At 40.2% G+C, this 23349-nt stretch carries 19 protein-coding genes; 4 read left to right on the top strand and 15 right to left on the bottom strand.

The features are described 5' to 3' along the window. Positions 1–196: 196 nt before the first annotated feature. The 6 genes from QM409_RS00755 to abc-f form a co-directional block, all read right to left on the bottom strand. Entirely contained in the window at positions 197–1621 is a 1425-nt protein-coding gene (locus QM409_RS00755; protein ID WP_414304954.1) for an NADP-dependent glyceraldehyde-3-phosphate dehydrogenase, read from the bottom strand. A 559-nt stretch (positions 1622–2180) separates the two neighbouring features. Beyond that, positions 2181–4463 (bottom strand): type I pullulanase, encoded by a 2283-nt coding sequence (pulA, locus tag QM409_RS00750; RefSeq protein WP_414304955.1) that lies wholly within the window; start codon positions 4461–4463, stop codon positions 2181–2183. A gap of 153 nt (positions 4464–4616) precedes the next feature. Continuing rightward, positions 4617–6575, bottom strand: coding sequence for an NAD-dependent DNA ligase LigA (ligA, locus tag QM409_RS00745; RefSeq protein WP_261049675.1), 1959 nt, complete (start codon positions 6573–6575; stop codon positions 4617–4619). Between the two features lie 92 nt (positions 6576–6667). Continuing rightward, positions 6668–7846 (bottom strand): MFS transporter, encoded by a 1179-nt coding sequence (locus QM409_RS00740; RefSeq protein WP_049544240.1) that lies wholly within the window; start codon positions 7844–7846, stop codon positions 6668–6670. Positions 7847–7922: 76 nt separating this feature from the next. After that, the gene (locus tag QM409_RS00735; RefSeq protein ID WP_414305018.1) at positions 7923–8786 is read right to left on the bottom strand and encodes a MutR family transcriptional regulator; all 864 of its coding nucleotides are present in this window, start codon (positions 8784–8786) and stop codon (positions 7923–7925) included. A 2-nt stretch (positions 8787–8788) separates the two neighbouring features. Then, positions 8789–10690, bottom strand: a complete 1902-nt coding sequence (abc-f, locus tag QM409_RS00730) for a ribosomal protection-like ABC-F family protein (protein WP_414304956.1) — start codon at positions 10688–10690, stop codon at positions 8789–8791. Positions 10691–10843: 153 nt separating this feature from the next. On the opposite strand from abc-f, the gene QM409_RS00725 reads away from it, so the two are divergent. Next, on the top strand, positions 10844–12562 hold the full coding sequence (locus tag QM409_RS00725) for a phospho-sugar mutase (protein WP_414304957.1): 1719 nt from the start codon (positions 10844–10846) through the stop codon (positions 12560–12562). A 111-nt stretch (positions 12563–12673) separates the two neighbouring features. Beyond that, positions 12674–13021: a thioredoxin gene (locus tag QM409_RS00720; protein WP_004254233.1), complete on the top strand. Its 348-nt coding sequence runs from the start codon at positions 12674–12676 to the stop codon at positions 13019–13021. Between the two features lie 37 nt (positions 13022–13058). On the opposite strand, the gene QM409_RS00715 is transcribed toward QM409_RS00720, so the two are convergent. The 9 genes from QM409_RS00715 to QM409_RS00675 all read right to left on the bottom strand — a co-directional run bounded on the left by QM409_RS00715 (position 13059) and on the right by QM409_RS00675 (position 21580). Next, positions 13059–13832: an ion transporter gene (locus QM409_RS00715; protein WP_261086293.1), complete on the bottom strand. Its 774-nt coding sequence runs from the start codon at positions 13830–13832 to the stop codon at positions 13059–13061. An 83-nt stretch (positions 13833–13915) separates the two neighbouring features. Further along, positions 13916–14725, bottom strand: coding sequence for an MBL fold metallo-hydrolase (locus QM409_RS00710; RefSeq protein WP_414304958.1), 810 nt, complete (start codon positions 14723–14725; stop codon positions 13916–13918). 1 nt (position 14726) lies between these two features. Further along, complete coding sequence (gene vicK, locus QM409_RS00705) at positions 14727–16076, bottom strand: cell wall metabolism sensor histidine kinase VicK (RefSeq protein ID WP_414304959.1); 1350 nt, start codon at positions 16074–16076, stop codon at positions 14727–14729. Then, complete coding sequence (gene yycF / locus QM409_RS00700) at positions 16069–16776, bottom strand: response regulator YycF (RefSeq protein WP_000722072.1); 708 nt, start codon at positions 16774–16776, stop codon at positions 16069–16071. The genes vicK and yycF overlap by 8 nt, the downstream gene beginning before the upstream one ends. 55 nt (positions 16777–16831) lie before the next feature. Beyond that, positions 16832–18007: an A/G-specific adenine glycosylase gene (gene mutY / locus QM409_RS00695; RefSeq protein ID WP_084887202.1), complete on the bottom strand. Its 1176-nt coding sequence runs from the start codon at positions 18005–18007 to the stop codon at positions 16832–16834. A gap of 188 nt (positions 18008–18195) precedes the next feature. Next, positions 18196–19170 (bottom strand): phosphate acetyltransferase, encoded by a 975-nt coding sequence (gene pta / locus QM409_RS00690; RefSeq protein ID WP_414304960.1) that lies wholly within the window; start codon positions 19168–19170, stop codon positions 18196–18198. Between the two features lie 43 nt (positions 19171–19213). Continuing rightward, entirely contained in the window at positions 19214–20110 is an 897-nt protein-coding gene (locus QM409_RS00685; RefSeq protein WP_414304961.1) for an RluA family pseudouridine synthase, read from the bottom strand. Next, a complete protein-coding gene (locus QM409_RS00680; protein ID WP_218493459.1) occupies positions 20107–20925 on the bottom strand; it encodes an NAD kinase in 819 nt (272 codons plus the stop codon). The genes QM409_RS00685 and QM409_RS00680 overlap by 4 nt, the downstream gene beginning before the upstream one ends. Then, the gene (locus QM409_RS00675; protein WP_023947454.1) at positions 20909–21580 is read right to left on the bottom strand and encodes a GTP pyrophosphokinase; all 672 of its coding nucleotides are present in this window, start codon (positions 21578–21580) and stop codon (positions 20909–20911) included. Before QM409_RS00675 ends, QM409_RS00680 begins: the two co-directional genes overlap by 17 nt. Before the next feature lie 128 nt (positions 21581–21708). Here QM409_RS00675 and QM409_RS00670 point away from each other — a divergent pair, with 128 nt between their 5' ends. Continuing rightward, on the top strand, positions 21709–22278 hold the full coding sequence (locus tag QM409_RS00670; protein WP_084887097.1) for a CYTH domain-containing protein: 570 nt from the start codon (positions 21709–21711) through the stop codon (positions 22276–22278). A gap of 111 nt (positions 22279–22389) precedes the next feature. Beyond that, the gene (locus tag QM409_RS00665) at positions 22390–23349 is read left to right on the top strand and encodes a ribose-phosphate diphosphokinase (RefSeq protein WP_414304962.1); all 960 of its coding nucleotides are present in this window, start codon (positions 22390–22392) and stop codon (positions 23347–23349) included.

Raw genomic sequence — 23349 nt, 5'->3', positions numbered from 1 at the left:
AATTTGCAAAAAAATCTTTTGAAAGTCTTCAACAAATTCACTGATGTGTTCACTTGTAAATCAAGAAATTTTCAGAAACGCTTTGAAAACGAATTGTTTTTTAATAATACTATCACAAAGTTCGTTATTTAGCTAACAAAAAATATAATTTTAAGTAAAAAAATAAATCAGGAAACGAATCTCCTGATTTTACATTTCATTTCACATCAAAAACAATGGATTTGACATTTGTCATCGCTTCAATACTATATTTAATTCCTTGCACTCCAGCGCCAGAACCTTTGACACCAAGGAATGGGAAATTATCTGGACCACGCTGGGTTTTATTATTTATATGAACTGTACCCACTTCAAGTTTTTCAGCAATTTCAAATGCTTTTTTGAAATCATTTGTAAAGACTGAGGATTGAAGGCCGAATTCAGATTCGTTGGCAAAGGCAATGGCTTCCTCTACACTAGCCACACGGATAATTGGTAAAACAGGACCAAATGGCTCTTCCCATGCCACTTTCATATCTTTTGTAACTTGGTCAAAAAGCACTGGCCATAGAAGATTGCCTTCGCGTTTGATTGGTGTAAGAGCCTGAGCACCTTTTTCTTGTGCATCATCAATCAAGCCCCAAATAAAGTCTGCTGAAGCATTGTCGATAACTGGTGTGATATCAGCATTGTCGAATGGATCGCCAACTGTTAATTTAGTAACCTCTGCTTGAAGCAAAGCAGCTAGTGTATCTGCTACACTTTCGATAACAATAACACGTTTAATGGCTGTGCAACGTTGACCTGAATAGCTAAAGGCACCCGCAACAATTTGCTTGGCAGCATGTTCCAAATCTGCATCTTCTAGTACTAAGGCTGCATCTTTCCCACCAAGCTCCAACATGATTGGACGCATACCAGCTAAACGACCAATACGTTCTCCGATAGGAGTTGAACCTGTAAAGTTGATGAAGTTGACTTCTTTGTGTTCAATGATATAATCCCCAATTTCTGAACCACGACCCGTAATGGTATTGAAAACACCAGCCGGAATCCCTGCTTCTTCAAACGCTTTAGCCAACAAGAGCCCAGAAATAGAACCTTGTGTTGGTGGCTTAAACATGACTACATTCCCTGCAATCAAGGCAGGTGCAATTTTAGAAGCAGATAAATTAACTGGATAATTAAAGGGAGCGATAGCCAGCACGACACCAACTGGCTCGCGACGAACAACGGCCAATTTATTTTTACTTGCTGCTTCAAAACCGCCACCTTCCATTGCTTGTCCAGTGATACGGAGACCTTCTTCAGCAGCATAGCGAATCAAGTCTGCGGTACGCACCACTTCTCCAATAGCTGCTTTAATTCCCTTTGCCACTTCTTTGGCAAGTATAGTCCCAATTTCTTCCTTATCACGCTCTAAAATAGCTGCTGTTTTGTGCAAATAAGCCGCGCGTTCAACTGCTGATAAAGCTCGCCACGCAGGCAAAGCTGCACGCGCAGCTTTCATAGCCTCATCTACTTCTGCCTGAGTCATAGCTGGAACAGTCCCTAATTCTTCTTGATTGATTGGTGAATAAATCGTAATTTCTTGTTCAGCTGATTTCCATTTTCCATTTACTAAATTCTGATATCTTGTCAAATTCTCATCCTCCTGAAAATGATTAAGACATATTTTACCAAATTTTCAGAAAATCACAACACTTTTTGCAAGTTTTTTGAGATTATTTTCACAAACTTGATTTTTCAAAGTATACCCAATAAAAATAAAAAAATCAGACTAGGAATCTAGCTCGGTCAAGGCGAAACTGATATACTTTGAAGAAATTTTCGAAGAGCATAAATTAGTACTATAATAAAATGAAACAAGAAATGAACAATTTGGGGTTGAAATTAAAATAAATTTATAACAACGTTTTAGAAGCAACATTGTACTATTCTCGATTCAGTTCATTAGACCTATAACTAACATAGATTACTGAAACAGAGTCTAGGTAAAAGTCTTTATAATAAAAAGACACCCTATCAAGTGTTCAAACACTTTGATAGGGTGCGTTGTTTCGTGAAAATATTTATCAAATTTTCTATACAGGCGAGCTGTTAGCTAAGCTCTTTCTATTCATTCAATTTCAATGAATGGATTTTTTAGTAATGCTCATAACTGAGAATTTTGCTGTGTTAAAATAGCGAGATAGATGGTATTATAAAACAGTCAAGACAGCTAGACTAATATCATCTATAACATTGTCTTCTTTTGAGCGACTGTTGGTTACCAACATGGCTAAATTTCCTGCATTTTCAAAGTATAAGGAAGTTCCCTTGGCATTGAATACTACCAATAGATGTTCTGGTCCCCCGTGAATCTCGTAAACAATCCATCCGCTATTTTCTGCAGCTGTGTGGACAAAGACATGACGGTAAACTTCTTCGTATGTAGGATAAGAAAAGGCGCTAGTCTGTGTTTTCAGTCGAATAATTTGACGGACAAAGTCAATGCTTTCTTGTCTTTCATTGATTAAATCCCAGTTTATTTGGTTAACACTGTCAGGAGCGTTGTAACTATTCATAGCACGTTCTCGGTCTGCCGAAGTGAGTTGTCCATGTTCACCCGTCGGAATTAATTTGGTTCGACCAAATTCTTGGCCAATTTCCATAAAGGACATTCCTTGCATGAGAAGGTTCATTGCTGTCGCTGTCTCAACCTTGCGCATAATCTGGTCTGAACTTTGATCAGGATGAAGAGTCGCCAACAAATCATGAAGATTGTAATTGTCATGGGCTTCAACATAGTTGAGAACCTGGTTTGGACTGAGATAAGAACCCAATTCTCGGCTACCAAGAATGGCCTTGGCAATGATTGGTTCAGTGGCTGCACCACTTACAAATCCTGACTTGATTGCACCATAAACTTCTCCTCCTTTGACCGCATCACGCTGATTATCATTGAAGAATCCGATATTTGGCATTTGGTAGGCATTATCCTTCTTGGCCTTATCATAAGTTGCAAGACCTGTTCCCATATCCCAGCCTTCTCCATAAGTGATAATACGGGGATCAACCTCATCTAGCGCCCAACGAATCGCTTGCATGGTTTTGACATCATGAATACCCATCAAGTCAAAACGGAAGCCGTCAATATTGTATTCCTGTACCCAGTATAGAAGAGAATCAATCATGTACTTGCGGAACATTTCGTGTTCACTGGCTGTTTCATTTCCAACACCTGTTCCATTCTGGAAGGTACCGTCTGGATTCATACGATAGTAGTAATCAGGGACAGTTGTTTGGAAAGGTGCATCAACCGTTGAAAAGGTGTGATTATAAACCACGTCCATAATGACACCAATCCCCGCATCGTGATAGGCTTGAACCATGGTCTTCAAATCACGAATGACCTGCCCTGGATCATCTGGATTACTAGAAAAACTTGGTTCTGGTGCATTGTAGTTTTGAGGGTCATAACCCCAGTTATAGGTTACATTTCCATCCTCATCGTATTCCTTATGGCGATCAAAGATAGGCTGGAGTTGAACATAGTTGCAGCCAAGTTCTTTGATATAGTCAAAGGCGGTTGCTTGTCCGAATTGGTTTACAGTTCCAGTCTGGGCAGCACCAAGGAAGGTTCCACGGAGATGCTCTGCAACTCCAGAGGTCGGAGATTTGGTTAAATCTCGGATATGCATTTCACAGATAACTGCTTTACATGGATTTTCCAAACGCCAAGGCGCTTCTGTTCCATGTTTGACCACAAATCCTTCTACTTGTCTGTCTTGATGAGAAAGAATTACGGAACGTTTGCCGTCAGGACTTGTGGCAATCGTGTAAGGATCTCTCGTCACAGTCTGGTGGTGAGGAAAGTCAATCTGATACTGATAAGCCTTGCCAGCAAGATTTTCATCTAAGTCTAGACTCCAAACACCAATGGTATTGTACTTATGACTGTATGAATAGCTATTACCACGCTCTAGATTAAAGGTTTTCCAAATCGGAGCGTCGTTGCTGGTATTTTCGTAGACAACCACCTGTACAGCAGTAGCCGTAGGAGCCCAAAGTTTAAAGCTAGTCTGATAATCTGAAAGACTGTAACCTAGTTCTCCTTGGTAGCCCCAGTGGTGATCAAAACTAGCGCTATGTATTGCTCTATCAAAAGCAAATGGATTTTGATCTTTGTAGTAAGGACTAGCAATGGCTGGGTTTTCAGAATAATAAACAGTCTCGTCGCCCTCTAAAATCCAAACTTCTGTCAGAAGCGGATAGTAGTTATAACGCACGGAATATTCCTTAACTGTCCCATCAATCTCGACAGAAAACTTCAGGTTTTCTAACTTTTCTTGACTTGTAACTGTGAAGGAGAACTTTGCTCCAAAAAAGTTATTTTCATAATACAATTTTTCAACATTGTCCGCCTGTTTTCTACTAAATGAACAGGCTGCATAATCCCCGTTTTTTCGATGAAAATGGATGACTACAGGGTAATTTAACATTTCTTTTCCTAATTTCTAATTTTAATTTAATTTTTTATGTGGTGCTGATAGATTCAGCAATTTAATTTCTGACTCAAGATAGACTCAATTCATGTCAAAACACTTCAGGATAGACAGTTTCAGACTATCTAACATCTAGCCTTCTACTATTCTTTACAAACTTTCGAGCCAAGCTTCATCTCGAACTTCAATACCAAGTTCTTGTGCTTTTTGAAGTTTACTTCCAGCATCTGCACCTGCCACGACGAGGTCGGTCTTTTTAGAAACACTGCCAGTCACTTTAGCACCCAAACTTTCGAGTTTATTTTTAGCTTCTGAGCGCTTGAGCCGTTCCAATTTTCCAGTCAATACAACGGTCAAACCTGACAAGGCCGCATCTGCCACTACCGTCTGTCCTTTATAGTCCAGATTGACCCCAGCTTCTTTCAATTCTTTGAGGAGAATTTCAGAGCCTTCTGTCGCAAAATATGTCTGAAGACTCTTGGCAATCACACTACCCAGACTTTCAATACTAGCCACTTCATCTGAATCTGCCTGAGCCAGATTTTCAATCGAGTGGAAATGTTGAAGTAACAGCTGACTGGCCTTGCTTCCGACATGACGAATGCCCAAACCAAACAAGAGCTTTTCAGCAGAATTTTCCTTAGATGCTTGGATGGCCTGATACAGTTTAGCAGCAGACTTTTCCTTAACCCCCTCTAAAAGGAGGAAATCTTCTTCTTTCAAACGGTAAATATCCGCCACATCCTTGACTAAATTAGCAGCGAAAAGCTTCTCAACAATAGATGGACCAAGTCCTGTAATATTCATAGTATCTCGAGAAGCAAAGTGAATCAAACCTTCCATAATTTGGGCAGGGCAACGTGGATTGATACAACGGAGAGCCACCTCATCTTCAAAATGAAGCAAGTGACTGTCACAACTTGGGCAATGTGATGGAATATCTAGTTTTTCTTCAGAAAGACGTTTAGACTCTACCACACGCAAAACAGCAGGGATGATGTCACCAGCCTTATAAACGATAACCGTATCGTCTTTGCGGATATCTTTTTCAGCAATATAATCCACATTGTGCAGGGTCGCACGGCTAACAGTCGTACCAGCAAGCTGAACAGGTGTCAGATTTGCAGTTGGGGTTACAACACCCGTACGGCCAACTGTCCAGTCAACTGATAAAAGTTTGGCTTCTTTTTCTTCTGCAGGAAACTTGTAGGCTACTGCCCATTTTGGAGCCTTAACAGTAAAACCAAGTTCTTCTTGACCTGCTAAGTCGTTGACCTTGATCACTACCCCATCAATATCATAAGGCAGATGTTCCCTTTCTTGCCCTACTTCTTGGATAAAATCCCAGATTTCATCTATGTTTTCAGCCAAGATTCTCTTAGGATTGACTACAAAACCAAGTTGTTCTAGGTGCTTCAAAACCTTTTCTTGGCTATCACGAGTTGAAGGGCTGGCTTCTTGATAGAGGAATGTTGCAAGATTGCGCTTGGCTACTACTGCTGTATCCAGCTGACGTAGTGTGCCTGCTGCCGCATTACGAGGATTTGCAAATTCAGGCTCTCCATTTTCTTGGCGAGCTTGGTTAACCTGGTCAAAAGAAGAGCGTGGCATATAACATTCCCCACGAACTGTAATATCAAGTTCTTCTGGCAAGGTCAAAGGAATATCCTTAACACGCTTAAGATTTTCTGTGATATTTTCACCAATAGAACCATCTCCACGTGTTGCCCCAGCAACTAAAATCCCCTTTTCATAAGTCAGCGAGATAGACAAGCCATCGATTTTCAGCTCACAAATATAGGTTGGATGAGGCACTTCCTTACGAACACGCGCATCAAAAGCTTCAAGCTCCTCACGTGAAAAAGCATCCTGCAAACTATAAAGAGGATACTGATGACTGTATTTTTCAAAACCATCTAAAACCTTGCCACCAACACGATGGGTCGGACTGTCTGCTAATACTTGATCTGGATAGGCAGCCTCCAACTCAACCAACTCACGGTAAAGGCGGTCATACTCACTGTCTGAAACCGACGGATTGTCGCTGGTATAGTACTCAGTCGCATAGCGATTAAGCAAGGCGACTAACTCATTCATTCTTTTATTCATAAAACCATTTTACCATAAACTAAGCCCTCCTCACAAACGAGAAGGGCGGAAAAAACACTTAGATTGGAATTATTTTTAAAACTCAAACATACTTATATCTCTTTTTTAAAATGAGTTCGTACATAGCCTAGAGCTAAGAAAGATAAAGCAACAACTCCTAGTCCTATAATCAAGAAAGAATAAAGATGAACACTTGGAAGCAAGGTCATTAAACCTGTTGCAATTGGCATAAATAGTATAGCTAAGGTATAAATCGAACTAAGGACTCTGCCCAGATATTCACCATCAACCTTGGTTTGTACTTGAGTAAAAAAGTGAATATTGAAAATCGTCATAAATAGTTCACAAATGAAATTCCCTGAAAAAGCAAGATAGGTGGGGAAGTCGAATCCCATTATCATCACTCCAAGTCCAGTCAGAGCTAATAACAACAAAAGCTTTTCCATACTAGCTTTAATCTTACTAGCTAACAAAGCCCCAACAATAGATCCGATAGCACCCATTGTCAAAATAGTGGCATAGGAACCTTGTACTCCATATAGCTGATTTGAAAAGGGAAGGAGATAATTAAAGGCTGCGAAGAAAAAATTGACACTTGAAGCCATGACTAATAAAAAGAAGATTTCCTTTTGCTTCACAATATAGTGAACCCCCTCCTTGATATCAGAAAAAATAACTCTGAATGTGAGTTTCTTTTCACCCAAAGTCTTCTCTTCTTTCTTTGGAAGCAAGGCTACCAAACCAAAAGCGAGAAAAAAACTAAGGGCATCTAATACCAAGGTAATGCGAAGACTTGCGAATTGTAAGACCAGAAAAGAGAGTGCAGGAGAACTCACACTGACAACTTGCAAGACCAACTCCAAACGAGAATTGTAGAGGACCAGCTCATCCTTCTCTACCAATTCTGTGATAATGGCCTTATTTGCAGGTCTAGAAAAGGCAAAAGCAATAGCCTGAACAATATTGGCAACAATCAAAGCCCCAATCATCCAGCTGTCATTCCTTATAAAAGAAATAGACAGACAAAGAATCCCACAAACAAGGTCTGTCGACATTAAAATCCTACGACGAGAAAAACGGTCTGATATAACTCCACCAAAGGGATTGACTAGAATAGATGTGACGAGTTCAGAAATCTGATAAATCCCTAGAACTGTCTGTCCTATCGTTCCCATTGATGCCAACCAAACACTGTTTCCATAATCATAGAGCATATTTCCTATCTTGTTTATAGCTCCTCGACTAATCAACTGTACTGCGTATCGATTCATAAAAACTCCTCTCAAATTTTGAAACTATTGTATCAAAACTTGGAGGAGTTTCTCATTTTTCCCATATTTGGGAAAATTAATCTTTGACAAATTTCTCGTAGTGTTCCTGATAGTAGGCTACTTGCTCTGGAAGACCTAGTAGGTCAAAAATATGCATGGCTTCTTGCATCTGCTTACAACCGACTTTACACTGTCCCTTTTGATACAAGGCAAAGCCTTTTAAATAATGAAAAACATTACGCTCATAAAGCTTAATACCTTTACCAATAATCTTCTCTGTATAAGTCTCAAAATAGCTTGCATTGTCAAAAGAAAGATGCTCTAAACAATGCTGGTAACAATTGAGGGACAAAATCAACACTAATCTCTTATGGCGACCAATCTCTTGGTAAAATTCTTCTCTCTCCATAACTTCTCTACCAATCCGAGTAACATAATCCACATCGTAGAAACTATAGAGGTTACCAAACAGAATCAACTCATACATGGTCCATTCTTCTGTTTTGAAGAGATAATCTGCTACCTTATCCAAATCATTCTGCTTCATCTCATAAGTCGAATCTCTTTGACAAATCAGACCTTGTAGCAAAATCCAGTTCAGCTCAAAATAGAGAGGATTTGTCGAACTCTTAGCCTTTTCAAGTTGTTCTTCTTGAAGCTTTTGAAAACCTGAAATATTATTTGAGTAGTAAAGTGGGATAATCTGTGCCATCATGGCAACATGTTCATGATTGTGAAAATCCCTAGCCTTGTCCATGAAATTTTCAATGGTCACATGAATATTATCCAAAATCTCAAAGAAACGTGAGACCGCTAGGTCAGACTCCCCAAGCTCAAAGCGAGATAACTGAGAGGTAGAGCAAGACTCACCTGCCGCCTCCTTTAAAGAATAATTTCCACTTGTCCGAAATTCACGAAATACTTTTCCAAGATGTTCCATCTTTACACCTGCTCTGATAATTCTTCCCATTCAAGCATAGCTTCTTCCTGACGGTGGCTGATTTTGTCCAACTCAGCCTGCAATTCCATGAGTTTTTCGGCATCGTTTGTTTCCAACATTTGTTCAGAAATGGCTTGACTTTGACTTTCTAGCTCTTCAATTTCAGCTTCTAGACTTTCGATTTGTCGCATAAGTTTACGAACTTCTTTTTGACTTTCTTTCTGAGCTTGATAGTCATTAACTGAGCTTGCTTCTTTTACTTGATTGCTGGTTAAAGCTTCCTCTGTAAGACTGACTTCCATTTCAGCCTTTTTATCAACATAATAGTCGTAATCTCCAAGGTAGAGAGTCGAACCATTCTCAGACAATTCTAGAACATGAGTTGCTACACGATTGATAAAGTAACGGTCGTGGCTGACAAAAAGCAAGGTTCCATCAAAGTCAATCAAGGCATTTTCTAGCACTTCCTTGCTATCAATATCCAAGTGGTTGGTTGGCTCATCCAGAATCAAGAAGTTATTGTTTTCCATAGACAATTTAGCCAAAAGCAAACGAGCTTTCTCGCCACCTGACAGCATGCCGACTGATTTTTTAACATCATCACCAGAGAAAAGGAAGGCACCTAGACGGTTACGGATTTCAACTTCTGGTGTCAGTTTAAAATCATTCCAGAGCTCATCTAATACAGTATTACTTGGTGTCAGCTTACTTTGGGTTTGGTCATAGTAACCCACCTCAACATTGGCACCAAAGCGCTTTTCACCCTTGATAAAAGGAATCTGGTCTACTATCGACTTGATAAAGGTTGATTTTCCAATACCGTTTGGTCCAACAATAGCAACAGCATTCATCTTGCGAAGGTCTAGATTGATAGGATCTGACAGTACTTCCCCATCATAGCCAATAGCTGCATTTTCAACAGTCAAAACAACATTACCAGACGTTTTTTCAGACTGGAAAGCCATGTTGGCTGCTTTCTTACCAGCTTCAGGCTTGTCCAAACGCTCCATTTTTTCCAGTTGTTTGCGTCGAGATTGGGCACGTTTGGTCGTTGAAGCTCGGACTAGATTACGATTGACAAAGTCTTCCAGAGCTGCGATTTCCTTCTGTTGCTTTTCATAGTTTTTTGCCTCAGTAGCTAGCTTTTGCTCCTTTAACTCAACAAAACGAGAGTAATTCCCCACATAACGATCCAAGGAATGCTTGGTCAAATCCAGCGTAATTGTCGCAACCTTGTCCAAGAAGTAACGGTCGTGACTGACAATAATGAGGGCACCGCTATAGTTTACCAAGTAATTCTCTAGCCAGGCAATGGTTTCGATATCCAAGTGGTTGGTTGGCTCGTCCAAGACCAAGAGATTGGGCTTTTCAAGGAGCATTTTAGCAAGTGCCAAACGAGTATTTTGACCACCAGAAAGCTCAGCAATTTTCATCTGCCACATAGACTCGTCAAACTTAAATCCATTTAAAATCGCTCGAATATCAGCTTCATAGGTAAAGCCACCTGCCTGACGAAAATTTTCAGATAAGCGGTCGTAATCTGACATCAGCTTATTCAATTCCTCACCAGACTTTTCACCCATCTCCAACTCCATCTGACGCAGTTGTTTCTCAGTCCGACGCAGGTCATCAAAGACATGAAGCATCTCATCGTAGATGGTATTTTCAGACTCAAAACGGCTATCTTGGGCTAGGTAAGATAGAGAAATATCTTTTTTCTTATTGATTTCTCCGCTAGTTGGCTCCTCTTCTCCAATTAAAATCTTCAAAAGAGTAGACTTACCTGCACCATTTTTCCCAACAAGGGCAATCCTATCACGTTCATCAACCTGCAGATTAATATTATCAAAAAGAACCTCTCCTGCAAAAGAACGTTCAATTTTATTAGCTTGTAAAATAATCATACAAACAGTATAGCATGTTTCCCTAAGGCATTCAAGACTTGATAAACCGGCATATGTCACTACTTTTCTGAAAATTATGCTACCGTTTTACTAAAACGCTAAAAAGTGCTATAATGTGAACGGTTAAAACAATTTACAAAAAGGAGAATTTCAATGTCTTACCAAGAAAATTACCAGAAATGGGTTGATTTTGCGGAGCTTCCTGACTACCTTCGTCAAGATTTGGAAAATATGGACGAAAAAACTAAGGAAGATGCCTTCTATACAAATCTTGAATTTGGTACTGCGGGTATGCGTGGCTTGATTGGTGCTGGTACAAACCGCATCAACATCTACGTTGTTCGCCAAGCTACTGAAGGATTGGCTCGTTTGATTGAGTCTAAAGGTGGAAATGAAAAAGAACGTGGTGTGGCAATCGCCTACGATAGCCGTCACTTCTCACCAGAGTTTGCCTTTGAATCTGCTGCAGTTCTTGCTAAACATGGTATCAAATCTTATGTATTTGAAAGCCTTCGTCCAACTCCAGAACTCTCATTTGCAGTTCGTCACCTCAACTGTTTCGCAGGTATTATGGTCACAGCCAGCCACAACCCTGCTCCATTTAACGGTTACAAGGTTTACGGTGAAGACGGTGGACAAATGCCTCCACACGATGCGGACGCGTTGACTACTTATATCCGTGCTATCGAAAACCCATTTGCAGTTGAAGTTGCTGATGTGGAAGCTGAAAAAGCTTCTGGCTTGATTGAAGTTATCGGCGAAGCTGTTGACGTAGAATACCTTAAAGAGGTTAAGGACGTAAACATCAACCCAGCCTTGATTGAAGAATTTGGTAAAGACATGAAAATTGTCTATACACCACTTCATGGTACTGGTGAAATGTTGGCTCGTCGTGCTCTTGCCCAAGCAGGATTTGACTCAGTTCAAGTCGTTGAAACACAAGCAACTGCTGACCCTGACTTCTCAACTGTAAAATCTCCAAACCCAGAAAGCCAAGCAGCCTTTGCCCTTGCTGAAGAACTTGGTCGTCAAGTTGGTGCGGATGTTCTTGTCGCAACTGACCCTGACGCTGACCGTGTTGGTGTTGAAGTTCTTCAAAAAGATGGTAGCTACCTCAACCTTTCAGGTAACCAAATCGGTGCTATCATGGCTAAATACATATTGGAAGCCCACAAAAACGCTGGAACTCTTCCTGAAAATGCAGCCCTATGTAAATCTATCGTATCAACTGACTTGGTAACGAAGATTGCTGAAAGCTACGGCGCAACTATGTTCAACGTCTTGACTGGTTTCAAATTCATCGCTGAAAAAATCCAAGAATTCGAAGAAAAACACAATCACACTTACATGATGGGATTTGAAGAAAGCTTCGGTTACTTGATTAAACCATTTGTACGTGATAAAGATGCAATCCAAGCCGTCCTTGTCGTTGCTGAACTTGCTGCCTACTACCGTTCACGTGGTTTGACACTTGCAGACGGTATCGAAGAAATCTACAAAGAGTACGGCTACTACGCTGAAAAGACTATCTCTGTTACCCTTTCTGGCGTCGATGGTGCTGAACAAATCAAAGCGATTATGGCTAAATTCCGTAACAATGCTCCAAAAGAATGGAACACAACAGCTATCACTGTCGTAGAAGACTTCAAGGCACAAACTGCTACTGCTGCTGACGGTACCGTTACAAACTTAACAACTCCTCCAAGTGATGTGTTGAAATACACACTTGCTGACGGTTCATGGATTGCCGTTCGCCCTTCAGGTACAGAACCAAAAATCAAGTTCTACATTGCAGTTGTAGGTGAAACAAACGAAGAATCACAAGCTAAGATTGCTAACATTGAAGCAGAAATTAATGCTTTTGTAAAATAAGGTCCTATAAAAGATGAGACTAACTAATCTCATCTTTTTTTCGTATCAAATCTAAGCAATTTTAGAAACTTTATGGCATACTAGACTTATCAATGAAAGCGAGGTAATCTCATGGAACAATTTTTAGATAATATCAAAAACCTTGAAGTCACTACAGTTGCGCGTGCGCAAGAAGCTCTTGATAAAAAAGAAACTGCAACCTTCTTTATTGGTCGCAAAACTTGCCCTTACTGCCGTAAATTTGCAGGTACTTTGGCAGGTGTCGTAGCTGAAACCAAAGCCCACATCTACTTCATCAATAGTGAAGAACCAAGCCAACTCAATGAGTTGCAAGCATTCCGCTCACGCTACGGAATCCCAACTGTACCAGGATTTGTTCACATTGCGGATGGACAAATCAATGTCCGTTGCGACTCTTCAATGTCAGCACAAGAAATCAAAGATTTCGCTGGATTGTAAAAAAGCCACTCATCGAGTGGTTTTTAAATGGTCAAAATTACGTTTTTTCAAGCAAATCTTGTATCATCCGATGCAGTTCTTCTATCTTTTCAGATTGTTTCTCTAGTAATATTCTCTGACTAGACAATTCATCTTGGAGTTTATCAAGTTTTATCTGTTCATCTGGATTTTCTTTCACGAAAAAATTCGTCAAGGCACTCGTTAACATTCCTATTGTTCCAATACCAACAAGCATTAATAAGACAGCTAACCATTTACCAAAGATCGAATTCGGAACAATATCCCCATAACCAACTGTCGTTACAGTAACAAGAGCCCACCAAAGACTTTCTGAAAAAGATTTTTCTTCAACAACGGATAAAATCGAACTCCCTACCAGCACAATAAAGGAATTGAGATAGAAAATATAAAGCAAGCCAGTTGTTCGTAAGAGTTTTCCAACCTTCTTTTCCAACTTGCCAGTCAATCCAACGATTCTTAAAAGACGAGTCAGTTTCAGTAATTTTGTCAGCCTTGCTAGACGAAAGATACGACTTAATCGAAATACTGTAAAAATAGCATTCAAAGGAAGGATAGCTAGCAAGTCGAAGATATTTTCAAGTATGAATCGCCATTTCCCTTTACTTAAAAAGAACCGCCAGCCATAATCCACCACAAAAACACCCCAAAGTAGTAAATCAATAATATTGTATGGAGGATTATCCAAGTCAAGAATCTCAGCAAATCCAAGCAAGACTAAAACAACGGAAATTAACGCAAGTATGATAATCGTTGTGTCATAGTAATCCTTAAATAACCATTTTCTTTTCACACTTCTTCTCCTATATCATTTGTAAACATTATACCACACCAAATCTCTACTAATTTATAAAAAGAAGGCGCTCGCCTTCTTTTTTATATATCTGTCAATGGTGTTGCGGTATCTGGTGAGGTATCATAAACCTTAAAGTCTACTCCGACTCCCAGATCAGCTTGTGCTAGCTGATTGACCATGGTCATGTGAGCCAGTTCCTTGATATTGTTTTCCTTAGATAAATGCCCAAGGTAGATCTTCTTAGTGCGGTTTCCCAAGGTACGAATCATAGCTTCAGCACCGTCCTCGTTAGAAAGGTGACCCAGATCCGATAGGATTCGTTGTTTGAGTCGCCAAGCGTAAGATCCTGCTCGCAAAATCTCTACATCATGATTGGACTCGATAAGATAGGCATCTGCATTTTCGACAATTCCTGCCATTCGATCACTAACATAACCTGTATCAGTCAAAAGGACAAAACTTTTATCATCTTTCATAAAGCGATAGAACTGCGGTGCGACTGCATCATGGCTAACACCAAAACTCTCGATGTCGATATCTCCAAAGGTTTTGGTTTTGCCCATTTCAAAGATATGCTTTTGCGAAGAATCCACCTTGCCAAGATACTTACTATTTTCCATAGCCTGCCAGGTCTTTTCATTGGCATACAAATCCATACCATACTTGCGAGCCAAAACTCCCACTCCGTGGATATGGTCTGAATGCTCATGTGTAATCAAGATGGCATCCAAATCTTCTGGCTTACGATTAATTTCAGCAAGTAAGCTGGTGATTTTCTTACCAGACAAGCCTGCATCTACTAAAAGCTTCTTTTTTGGGGTTTCCAGATAAAAGGAATTTCCACTGGAACCCGACGCTAAAATACTGTATTTAAAGCCTATTTCACTCATTCTATTCTTCTATTTCGTCCTCCCAGACTTCTTCTTTCACTGCATCCTTATCATAAGGGAGCACAATGGTAAAGGTTGATCCCTTACCATATTCACTCTTGGCCCAAATAAAACCATTATGTTGTTTGATAATTTCTTTGGCAATAGACAGTCCCAAACCTGTTCCACCTTGGGCACGACTTCTAGCACGATCCACACGGTAGAAACGGTCAAAGATACGAGGCAAATCCTGCTTAGGAATACCCAATCCTTGGTCTGAAATCGACAAAATCATCTGATCATCAGTTGTCTTCATGGTCACTGTGATTTTTCCACCATCTGGAGAATATTTAATGGCATTGTTGAGAATATTATCAATCACCTGCGTCATCTTGTCTGTATCAATTTCAATCCAGACAGAGGTAATCGGATAATCTCTAACCAATTCATATTTCTTCTCTTCATCTGATCCCCTCATCTTATCAAAGCGGTTAAGGATAAAGGTAATAAAGGCAGTAAAGTTAATCAGTTCCACATCTAGGTGACTAGTTGCATTATCAATCCGTGAAAGATGGAGAAGATCTGTCACCATCCTCATCATACGGTTGGTTTCGTCGAGAGACACCTTGATAAAGTCTGGTGCAACAGGTTCTGACAAGGCCCCCTCATCCAAGGCTTCCAGATAGGATTTTACACTAGTCAGAGGCGTCCGTAACTCATGACTAACGTTGGAAACAAAGAGTCTCCGTTCGCGCTCTTCCTTCTCTTGCTCTGTCGTATCGTGTAAAACAGCAACCAAACCAGAAATAAAGCCAGACTCACGACGAACCAAGGCAAAACGTACACGAAGGCTCAGATACTCACCATTGGCATCCTGAGAATCAATCATGAGTTCAGGAACTTGGGTAATCAAATCACGAAGTTCATACTCATCTTCAATTTTAAGCAATTCTAGAATACTTTTATTGAGAACATCTTCTTTCTGAACGCCTAGCTGTTTCTTAGCCATGTCATTAATCATAGTAATCTTGCCACGACGATTGGTCGCAAGGACACCATCTGTCATGTAAGAGAGGATACTATGTAATCTTTTACTCTCTTGTTCCAGATTTTCTTGAGTCAAGCGGATTACTTCTGATAAATCATTTAGATTATTAGTAATATTGGTAATTTCAGAGCTTCCCTGCATATCCAACACCTGAGAATAATCTCCTGCAATCAGGTCTTTTACCTTTTGATTGATTTGCTTCAGCCGAATATTATCCCGACGATTTTCTAGTAAAAGCAAGGTCACGACTAAAATAAAGCCAAGTAGAATGAGGATAAAGATAAAATCACTGGTTAAAACTGTGTCTTTTATTAGTTTAATCATTATTTCTCATATAATAACCAACACCGCGACGTGTTAGGATATACTCTGGACGACTTGGTGTATCTTCAATCTTCTCACGCAAACGTCTGATAGTTACGTCAACTGTTCGAACATCTCCGAAATAATCGTAACCCCAGACCGTTTCAAGTAAGTGTTCTCGCGTAATTACTTGACCGATATGAGAAGCCAAGTGATACAAAAGCTCAAATTCACGATGAGTTAAATCTAGTTCTTCACCGTATTTTTTAGCTACATAAGCATCTGGTACAATCTCCAAGTCCCCAATTTGCAAGGGTTGGGTTTTCTTTTCATCTGATTCTTGATTATCTACAGAAACCAAGTCCGTGCGACGAAGAAGGGCTTTGACACGCGCCTGCAACTCACGATTTGAGAAGGGTTTGGTTACATAGTCATCTGCACCAAGCTCTAAACCGATAACCTTATCAAATTCGCTATCCTTAGCTGAAAGCATGATAATAGGCACACTACTAGTCTTGCGAATAGTCTTAGCAACTTCTAAGCCATCAATTTCGGGAAGCATCAAATCCAGAATAATAATATCTGGTTGCTCTGCTTCAAATTGCTCTAGCGCTTCACGACCGTTAAAAGCAGTTACAACCTCGTAACCTTCCTTGGTCATATTAAACTTGATAATATCCGAGATTGGTTTCTCATCATCTACAATTAATATTTTTTTCATTTGTTCACCTTTTTCTCTACTATTATACCAAAAAAATAACAAGAAGACACAATAGCTAATCTTTGCTACTGTCTAAGTTGGCTTTTGCATAAGCCTGCCAGATTTTTTGTTGGGGTTTGGCAAGTGGAAAATCCTTAAACTCTTCTGGTGAAAGCCAGCGAACTTCCCTATCGGAAAAGTCATGGAAGTCAGTCACCTGACCTGCTACAATTTGAACATGCCACTTGCGATGACTAAAGACATGCTTAACAGTGTCAAAATAAATATCAAGCCAATCAACATCTAGGTCATAGTCCTGCTGGAAACTCTCTTCTGGACTGGGGCCAAAGTTTACACTTTCTTCTGCAACCTGATGGAAGAGGTCAAACTGCTCCTCTTGCAAAAAGTCATCTACTTCTACCAGTGGGAAATGCCAAAAACCTGCCAATAGCTTTTCACTTTCATTTTTTTCAAGTAAAAATTGTCCCTGAGTATTTTTGACCACCAAGGCTTTAAGATAAATTGGGACAGGCTTTTTCTTGGGAGCCTTGATTGGATAACGGTCCATTGTGCCATTCTGATATGCCGCACTAAAGTCCTTAACTGGGCTTTCTTCTGGTCTGGGATTTACTGGCGCCTCAATATCTGAGCCTAGGTCCATCAAGGCTTGATTAAAGTCACCCGGACGTTCTGGGTCAATCAAGATTTCCATCATTGCCTGAAAAATTTTACGATTACTTGGAATCCCAATATCGTGATTAACTTCAAATAGACGCGCCAAAACACGCATGACATTACCATCTACAGCCGGCTCAGGCAAGTTAAAAGCAATACTAGAAATGGCACCTGCAGTGTAAGGACCAATCCCTTTCAAGCTGGAAATTCCTTCATAGGTGTTTGGAAATTGACCACCAAAGTCAGTCATAATCTGCTGAGCTGCAGCCTGCATATTACGAACTCGAGAATAATAACCCAAACCTTCCCAAGCCTTCAACAAACGTTCTTCAGGGGCAGTTGCCAAACTTTCCACTGTTGGAAACCAGTCCAAGAATCGTTCGTAATAAGGGATAACTGTATCCACCCTAGTCTGCTGGAGCATAATTTCAGAGACCCAGATATGATAAGGATTCTTACTCCTACGCCATGGTAAATCTCTTTTATTTTCATCATACCAGGCGAGAAGTTTCTCACGGAAAGAAACAATCTTCTCCTCCGGCCACATGACGATACCGTATTCTTTCAAATCTAACATATCTCTAGTATATCACAGAAGATTCTAACTGTCCTTTTCCTAGTATTAATACTCTTCGAAAATCAAATTCAAACCACGTCAACGTCGCCTTGCCGTACTCAAGTACAGCCTGCGGCTAGTTTCCTAGTTTGCTCTTTGATTTTCATTGAGTATAAAAAGCCTCTTCCCAAAGGAAAGAGGACTAAATCTTATTGATGAACTGCCTGGGCTGCTGTGATAAGGGTCAACTTGTAAACATCATCTGCATTACATCCACGAGAAAGGTCGTTAACTGGCTTGTTCAAACCTTGCAAAACAGGACCAACAGCTGCAAAACCACCAAGACGTTCAGCCATCTTGTAGCCGATATTTCCTGCCTCGATACCTGGGAAGATGAAGACATTTGCTTGACCAGCTACTGTACTTCCAGGAGCTTTCAAAGCTGCAGTTTCTGGAACAAAGGCCGCATCAAATTGCAACTCACCATCGATTTCAAGGTCAGGGCGCAAGTCGTGAGCAATTTTAGTTGCTTCAACAACCTTATCAACGCTTTCTCCAAATCCTGAACCTTTAGTAGAATAGCTTAGCATAGCAATTTTAGGCTCGATGCCAAACATCTTAGCTGTGATTGCTGAGTTGATGGCAATTTCAGCCAAGGCTTCTGCGTCTGGATTAATGTTGATGGCACAGTCTCCAAACAGGTAACGCTCCGTACCACGAACCATGAGGAAGGCACCTGAAGTACGAGTTACATTTGGACGAGTTTTGATGATTTGAAGGGCTGGACGAACTGTTGAAGCTGTTGAGTGAATCGCTCCTGACACCATTCCATCAACCAATCCCAAGTAAACCAACATCACACCAAAATAGTTGACATCTTCAACCAAAACCTTGCGTGCATCTTCTTCAGACATTTTGCCCTTGCGACGTTCTACCAAGGCAGCAACCATTTCTTCAAATTTATCGTAGTGTTGAGGATCAATGACTTCATAACCGTCCTCGACACCTTCGATTTCAAGATAAATTTTAATTTTTTCAGGATTTCCAAGCAAAACAGGAATCACTTCTGTTTCTTTTACCAGGCGTTTAGTCGCTTGAAGAATACGAGGTTCTTCCCCTTCAGGGAGAACGATACGAGCATTTTTACCAACTAAGTTGGCTTTGAGACTTTCAAAAACTTCCATGAGTTTTCTCCTTTAAGATAATAATTATACTCTGAAACAATTTTTATAGAGTATTAGTTGATAACTGGGTAATAAGGTTACTGAAATCATCCGGCAAGGGACTTTCTAACTGCAAGTCTTGCTCTAGAAAAGGATGATAAAAGGATAGGTAATGGCAATGTAGGGCTTGGCGCTGAATTCCATCATCTAGACTACCACCGTACAAGTCATCTCCCAACAAAGGAAAACCAATATGAGAAAAGTGGACTCGGATTTGGTGGGTTCGCCCAGTGTGCAGGCGAATATCGACCAAGTGAATATTCCCATAAGAAGCTACAATCTTGTAAGAAGTATGAGCATACTTTCCACCTTTAGCTACACGTCTGGTAATAATGGAGTCTTCATCACGCGCAATCGGAGCAATAATTTCCCCCTCTTGCTCCAAGTGTCCATCACCTTTAACCAAAGCAAAGTAGCGTTTTTCAATGGACTTCTTCTGCAACTGCTTGTCTAATCGTGCATGTGCATATCCGTGCTTGGCAAAGAGCATCAAGCCAGAAGTGTCCCTATCGAGCCTAGTCACAATGTGAACCTGTTGATTTTCATAGTTTTGCTTGACGTAGTAACCCTTGATAAAATTGGCAACGGTATTAGAGTGATTAACACTAGGAATAGAAGCCACTCCATAGGGTTTATTTAAGACTAGAAAATGGTCATCCTCATAGAGAATATCCAGTGGGCGCTCGATAGCTTCTAGAGTTTCAAAGCCTTCCTCAGCAGGAATATCGATAATAACTCGGTCTCCAATATCCAATAGATAGGTTGCATTTTGCGGTTGGTCATTTACCAGTATAGCTCCACCTCGAAACTTAATCTTAGCCAGTAGCCCCTTAGAAACCTCGTGCTTTTTTAAGAAGGTCTTAACCTTGACATGCTCATCTGCGATAAATTCAAACCTCATTCGTCCACCTCGCCGATGAAAGCATCCTTAACACGGTTCCAGAAACTGGTGTGGCTCGGTGATGCGACAAAGTGAATCTTATGATGGTCGATTTGATACTCAATACGCTCAATATTACGGAAGGAATAAACGCTATTGTCAACCGAAATAGTATGGTAATCGTTTCTCGTTGGAATGAGTTCAATCTTATCCTTCTTAGGAACAATAATGGAAGAGCCCAATGTTCGATAGACACGATTATTAAGGCTGGCAATTTCCGTCAACTGAAGAGCTTCAATGGTAGGATGCAAAACAGCTCCACCAAGTGATTTGTTATAGGCTGTACTACCAGTCGGTGTCGAAACTGTTAGCCCATCTCCACGAAAACGCTCAAAGGGAACACCATTGATTACAACATCCGCCACCATGGTTCGATCAGACCTGCGGATACTGGCTTCATTTAATGCTCTAAAAATCTTCACTTCACCATTTTCAAGAAAGACCTTCACATTCAGAACAGGGTAAGAGACTCTTGCTCCGGTATCTAGCTGCAAATTAGTCACTAGCTTGTCCAACTCAAAATCACGGTAGTCCGTATAGAAGCCCAAATGTCCAGTGTGAACACCAATGAAGCGGACCTTGTCAAGCTGGTTTTCGTACTTATGAAAGGCCGACAAGAGCATACCATCCCCACCAATAGAGATGACAATGTCCGGATTGGTATCATTGAGTATAAACTGATTTCTCTTCAAACGATCTCGCAATTCATACAAAACCCTTTGACTCTGTGGTTTTCTATTAGCTATCAGGTCAATTCGTTTACCTGTATTCTTCATCTGTATCGTCACTGTTTCCTACACCGTCATTTAATTTTCTACTCAAAGGATCAAAAAGTGCCTGAGCTTCCTGGATATCATCACGTATTTTACCCATTTCTTCATCCAACTGATGGGCAATCTTGGCTGTAATTTCCAGTCTCTTTTTAATTTCCTCTGGGAAATCCCCTTGGTACTTGTAGTTGAGAGAATGTTCTATCGTTGCCCAGAAATTCATGGCCAAAGTACGTATTTGAATTTCCGCCAAAATGGTCTTAGCACCATTGATAGTATCAACCGTATATTCTACTACCACATGATAGGAACGATAGCCTGATGCTTTTCGATGAGTAATGTAATCTCGCTCCTGTATGATCCGCATATCCTGACGTTTGCGCAAAATCTCCACTACTTCCTTAACGTCATCTACAAACTGAACCATCACACGCAAACCAGCAATATCTTGCAAATCGTGCTCTAAGGTAGCATAAGTAATGCCACGCCGAGCCATTTTCTCCCTGATACTCTCAATCGGCTTGACCCGACCCGTCACAAACTCAATCGGCGAATGCTTATTTTGCTTACGATATTGCTTCCGAATACCACGTAGTTTAATCTTTAACTCACCAACAGCTTGAATGTAAGGATCTAGAAATTCTTCCCATTCTAAGGTCATATATTCTCCCTTGTTCTCATATTATCCTTCAAAAATATCTTTGATTTTTTCTCCAGATTCATATACAATAAATACAATGCTTATTATACCATAAATCCGCTTTCAACGATAAAGAAAAGGTAAGAAAAATGAAACATTTAGAAATTGAATTGAAAACACTCTTGAAAAAAGATGAATATGATCGTCTAAAAGAGCAGTTCACAGGTGTTATCCCTGTTCTTCAAAAAAATTACTACATAGACACGCCTAATTTTGAACTACGAGAAAAGAAAGTCGCTATGCGCATTCGAACCTTTGAAGACTGGGCAGAATTGACACTCAAAGTCCCACAAAGTGTTGGAAACATGGAATACAACCAAAAATTGCAACTAAAAGATGCTGAAGATTATCTGAGCAAGGAAGAGCTTCCTCAGGGACTGGTGCTCGAAGAATTGGCTAAACATGGTATCCAAAGTAAAAAATGGCAGATTCTTGGTTGTCTAACGACACTTCGCTATGAAATGCAAACAGCTATTGGTCTCATGGCGCTGGATGAAAGTCAGTACTTTGATATTACAGATTACGAATTAGAGCTTGAAGTTGAGAATCACGAGCAAGGGAAACAAGATTTCCAGCAATTTTTAGAGGAAAATCAGCTTACTTATCAAAAAGCTCCTTCAAAATTGGTTCGATTTGTCAAAAGCATGAAAAATAGCTGAAATAATCTCCATTTTTTGGTAAAATATAAGAGATAAAATACAAAAATCCCAGTTCATATAGGCTAGGCAGATATAGCTAGGATTTAAAAAGTTTACAGAGGACGGTCTATAATGTCAGATAGAAAAAATATGAAACTTTTCGCACTCAACTCTAACCAAGAGATTGCACAAAAAATTGCTCAAGCTGTTGGTGTCCCACTTGGAAAACTATCATCACGTCAATTTTCAGATGGAGAAATCCAAGTAAATATCGAAGAAAGTGTCCGTGGTTATGATGTGTACATCATCCAATCAACAAGTTTCCCTGTTAACAACCACTTAATGGAATTGCTTATCATGGTCGACGCTTGTGTGCGCGCAAGTGCCCACAGCATCAACGTTGTCCTTCCATATTTTGGCTATGCACGTCAAGACCGCATTGCTTCACCACGTGAGCCACTTACAGCAAAACTAGTTGCCAATATGCTGGTTAAGGCTGGAGTTGACCGTGTTCTTACGCTTGATTTGCATGCTGTTCAGGTGCAAGGCTTCTTTGATATTCCTGTTGATAACCTCTTCACAGTGCCCCTATTTGCAAAACATTACTGCGATAAGGGTCTACTTGGTTCAGATATTGTTGTCGTTAGCCCTAAAAATTCAGGTGTAAAGCGTGCTCGTAGCTTAGCTGAATATCTTGATGCTCCTATCGCCATTATAGACTACCCTCAAGACGATGCAACTCGCAACGAAGGTTATATTATCGGTGATGTTGAAGGTAAAAAAGCTATCTTGATTGACGATATTTTAAATACAGGACGTACCTTCTCTGAAGCTGCTAAAATCGTTGAACGTGAAGGGGCTACAGAAATTTATGCTGTTTCTAGTCATGGTCTCTTTGTTGAAGGTGCTGCTGAACTTCTTGACAATACTAATATTAAAGAAATTCTTGTGACTGATTCAGTAGCAACAAAAGAAAAAACTCCTAAAAACGTATGCTATATCACTGCTAGTGAGTTAATTGGTGATGCCATCGTCCGTATCCACGAAAGAAAACCAGTCAGCCCACTCTTTGCCTACAATAAAAAGAAATAA

Source organism: Streptococcus mitis (assembly GCF_047465045.1).
GTDB classification, from domain to species: domain Bacteria; phylum Bacillota; class Bacilli; order Lactobacillales; family Streptococcaceae; genus Streptococcus; species Streptococcus mitis_DT.
The sequence above is the reverse complement of the archived record's forward strand: the minus strand, read 5'-3'. Positions and strand labels throughout refer to the sequence as shown.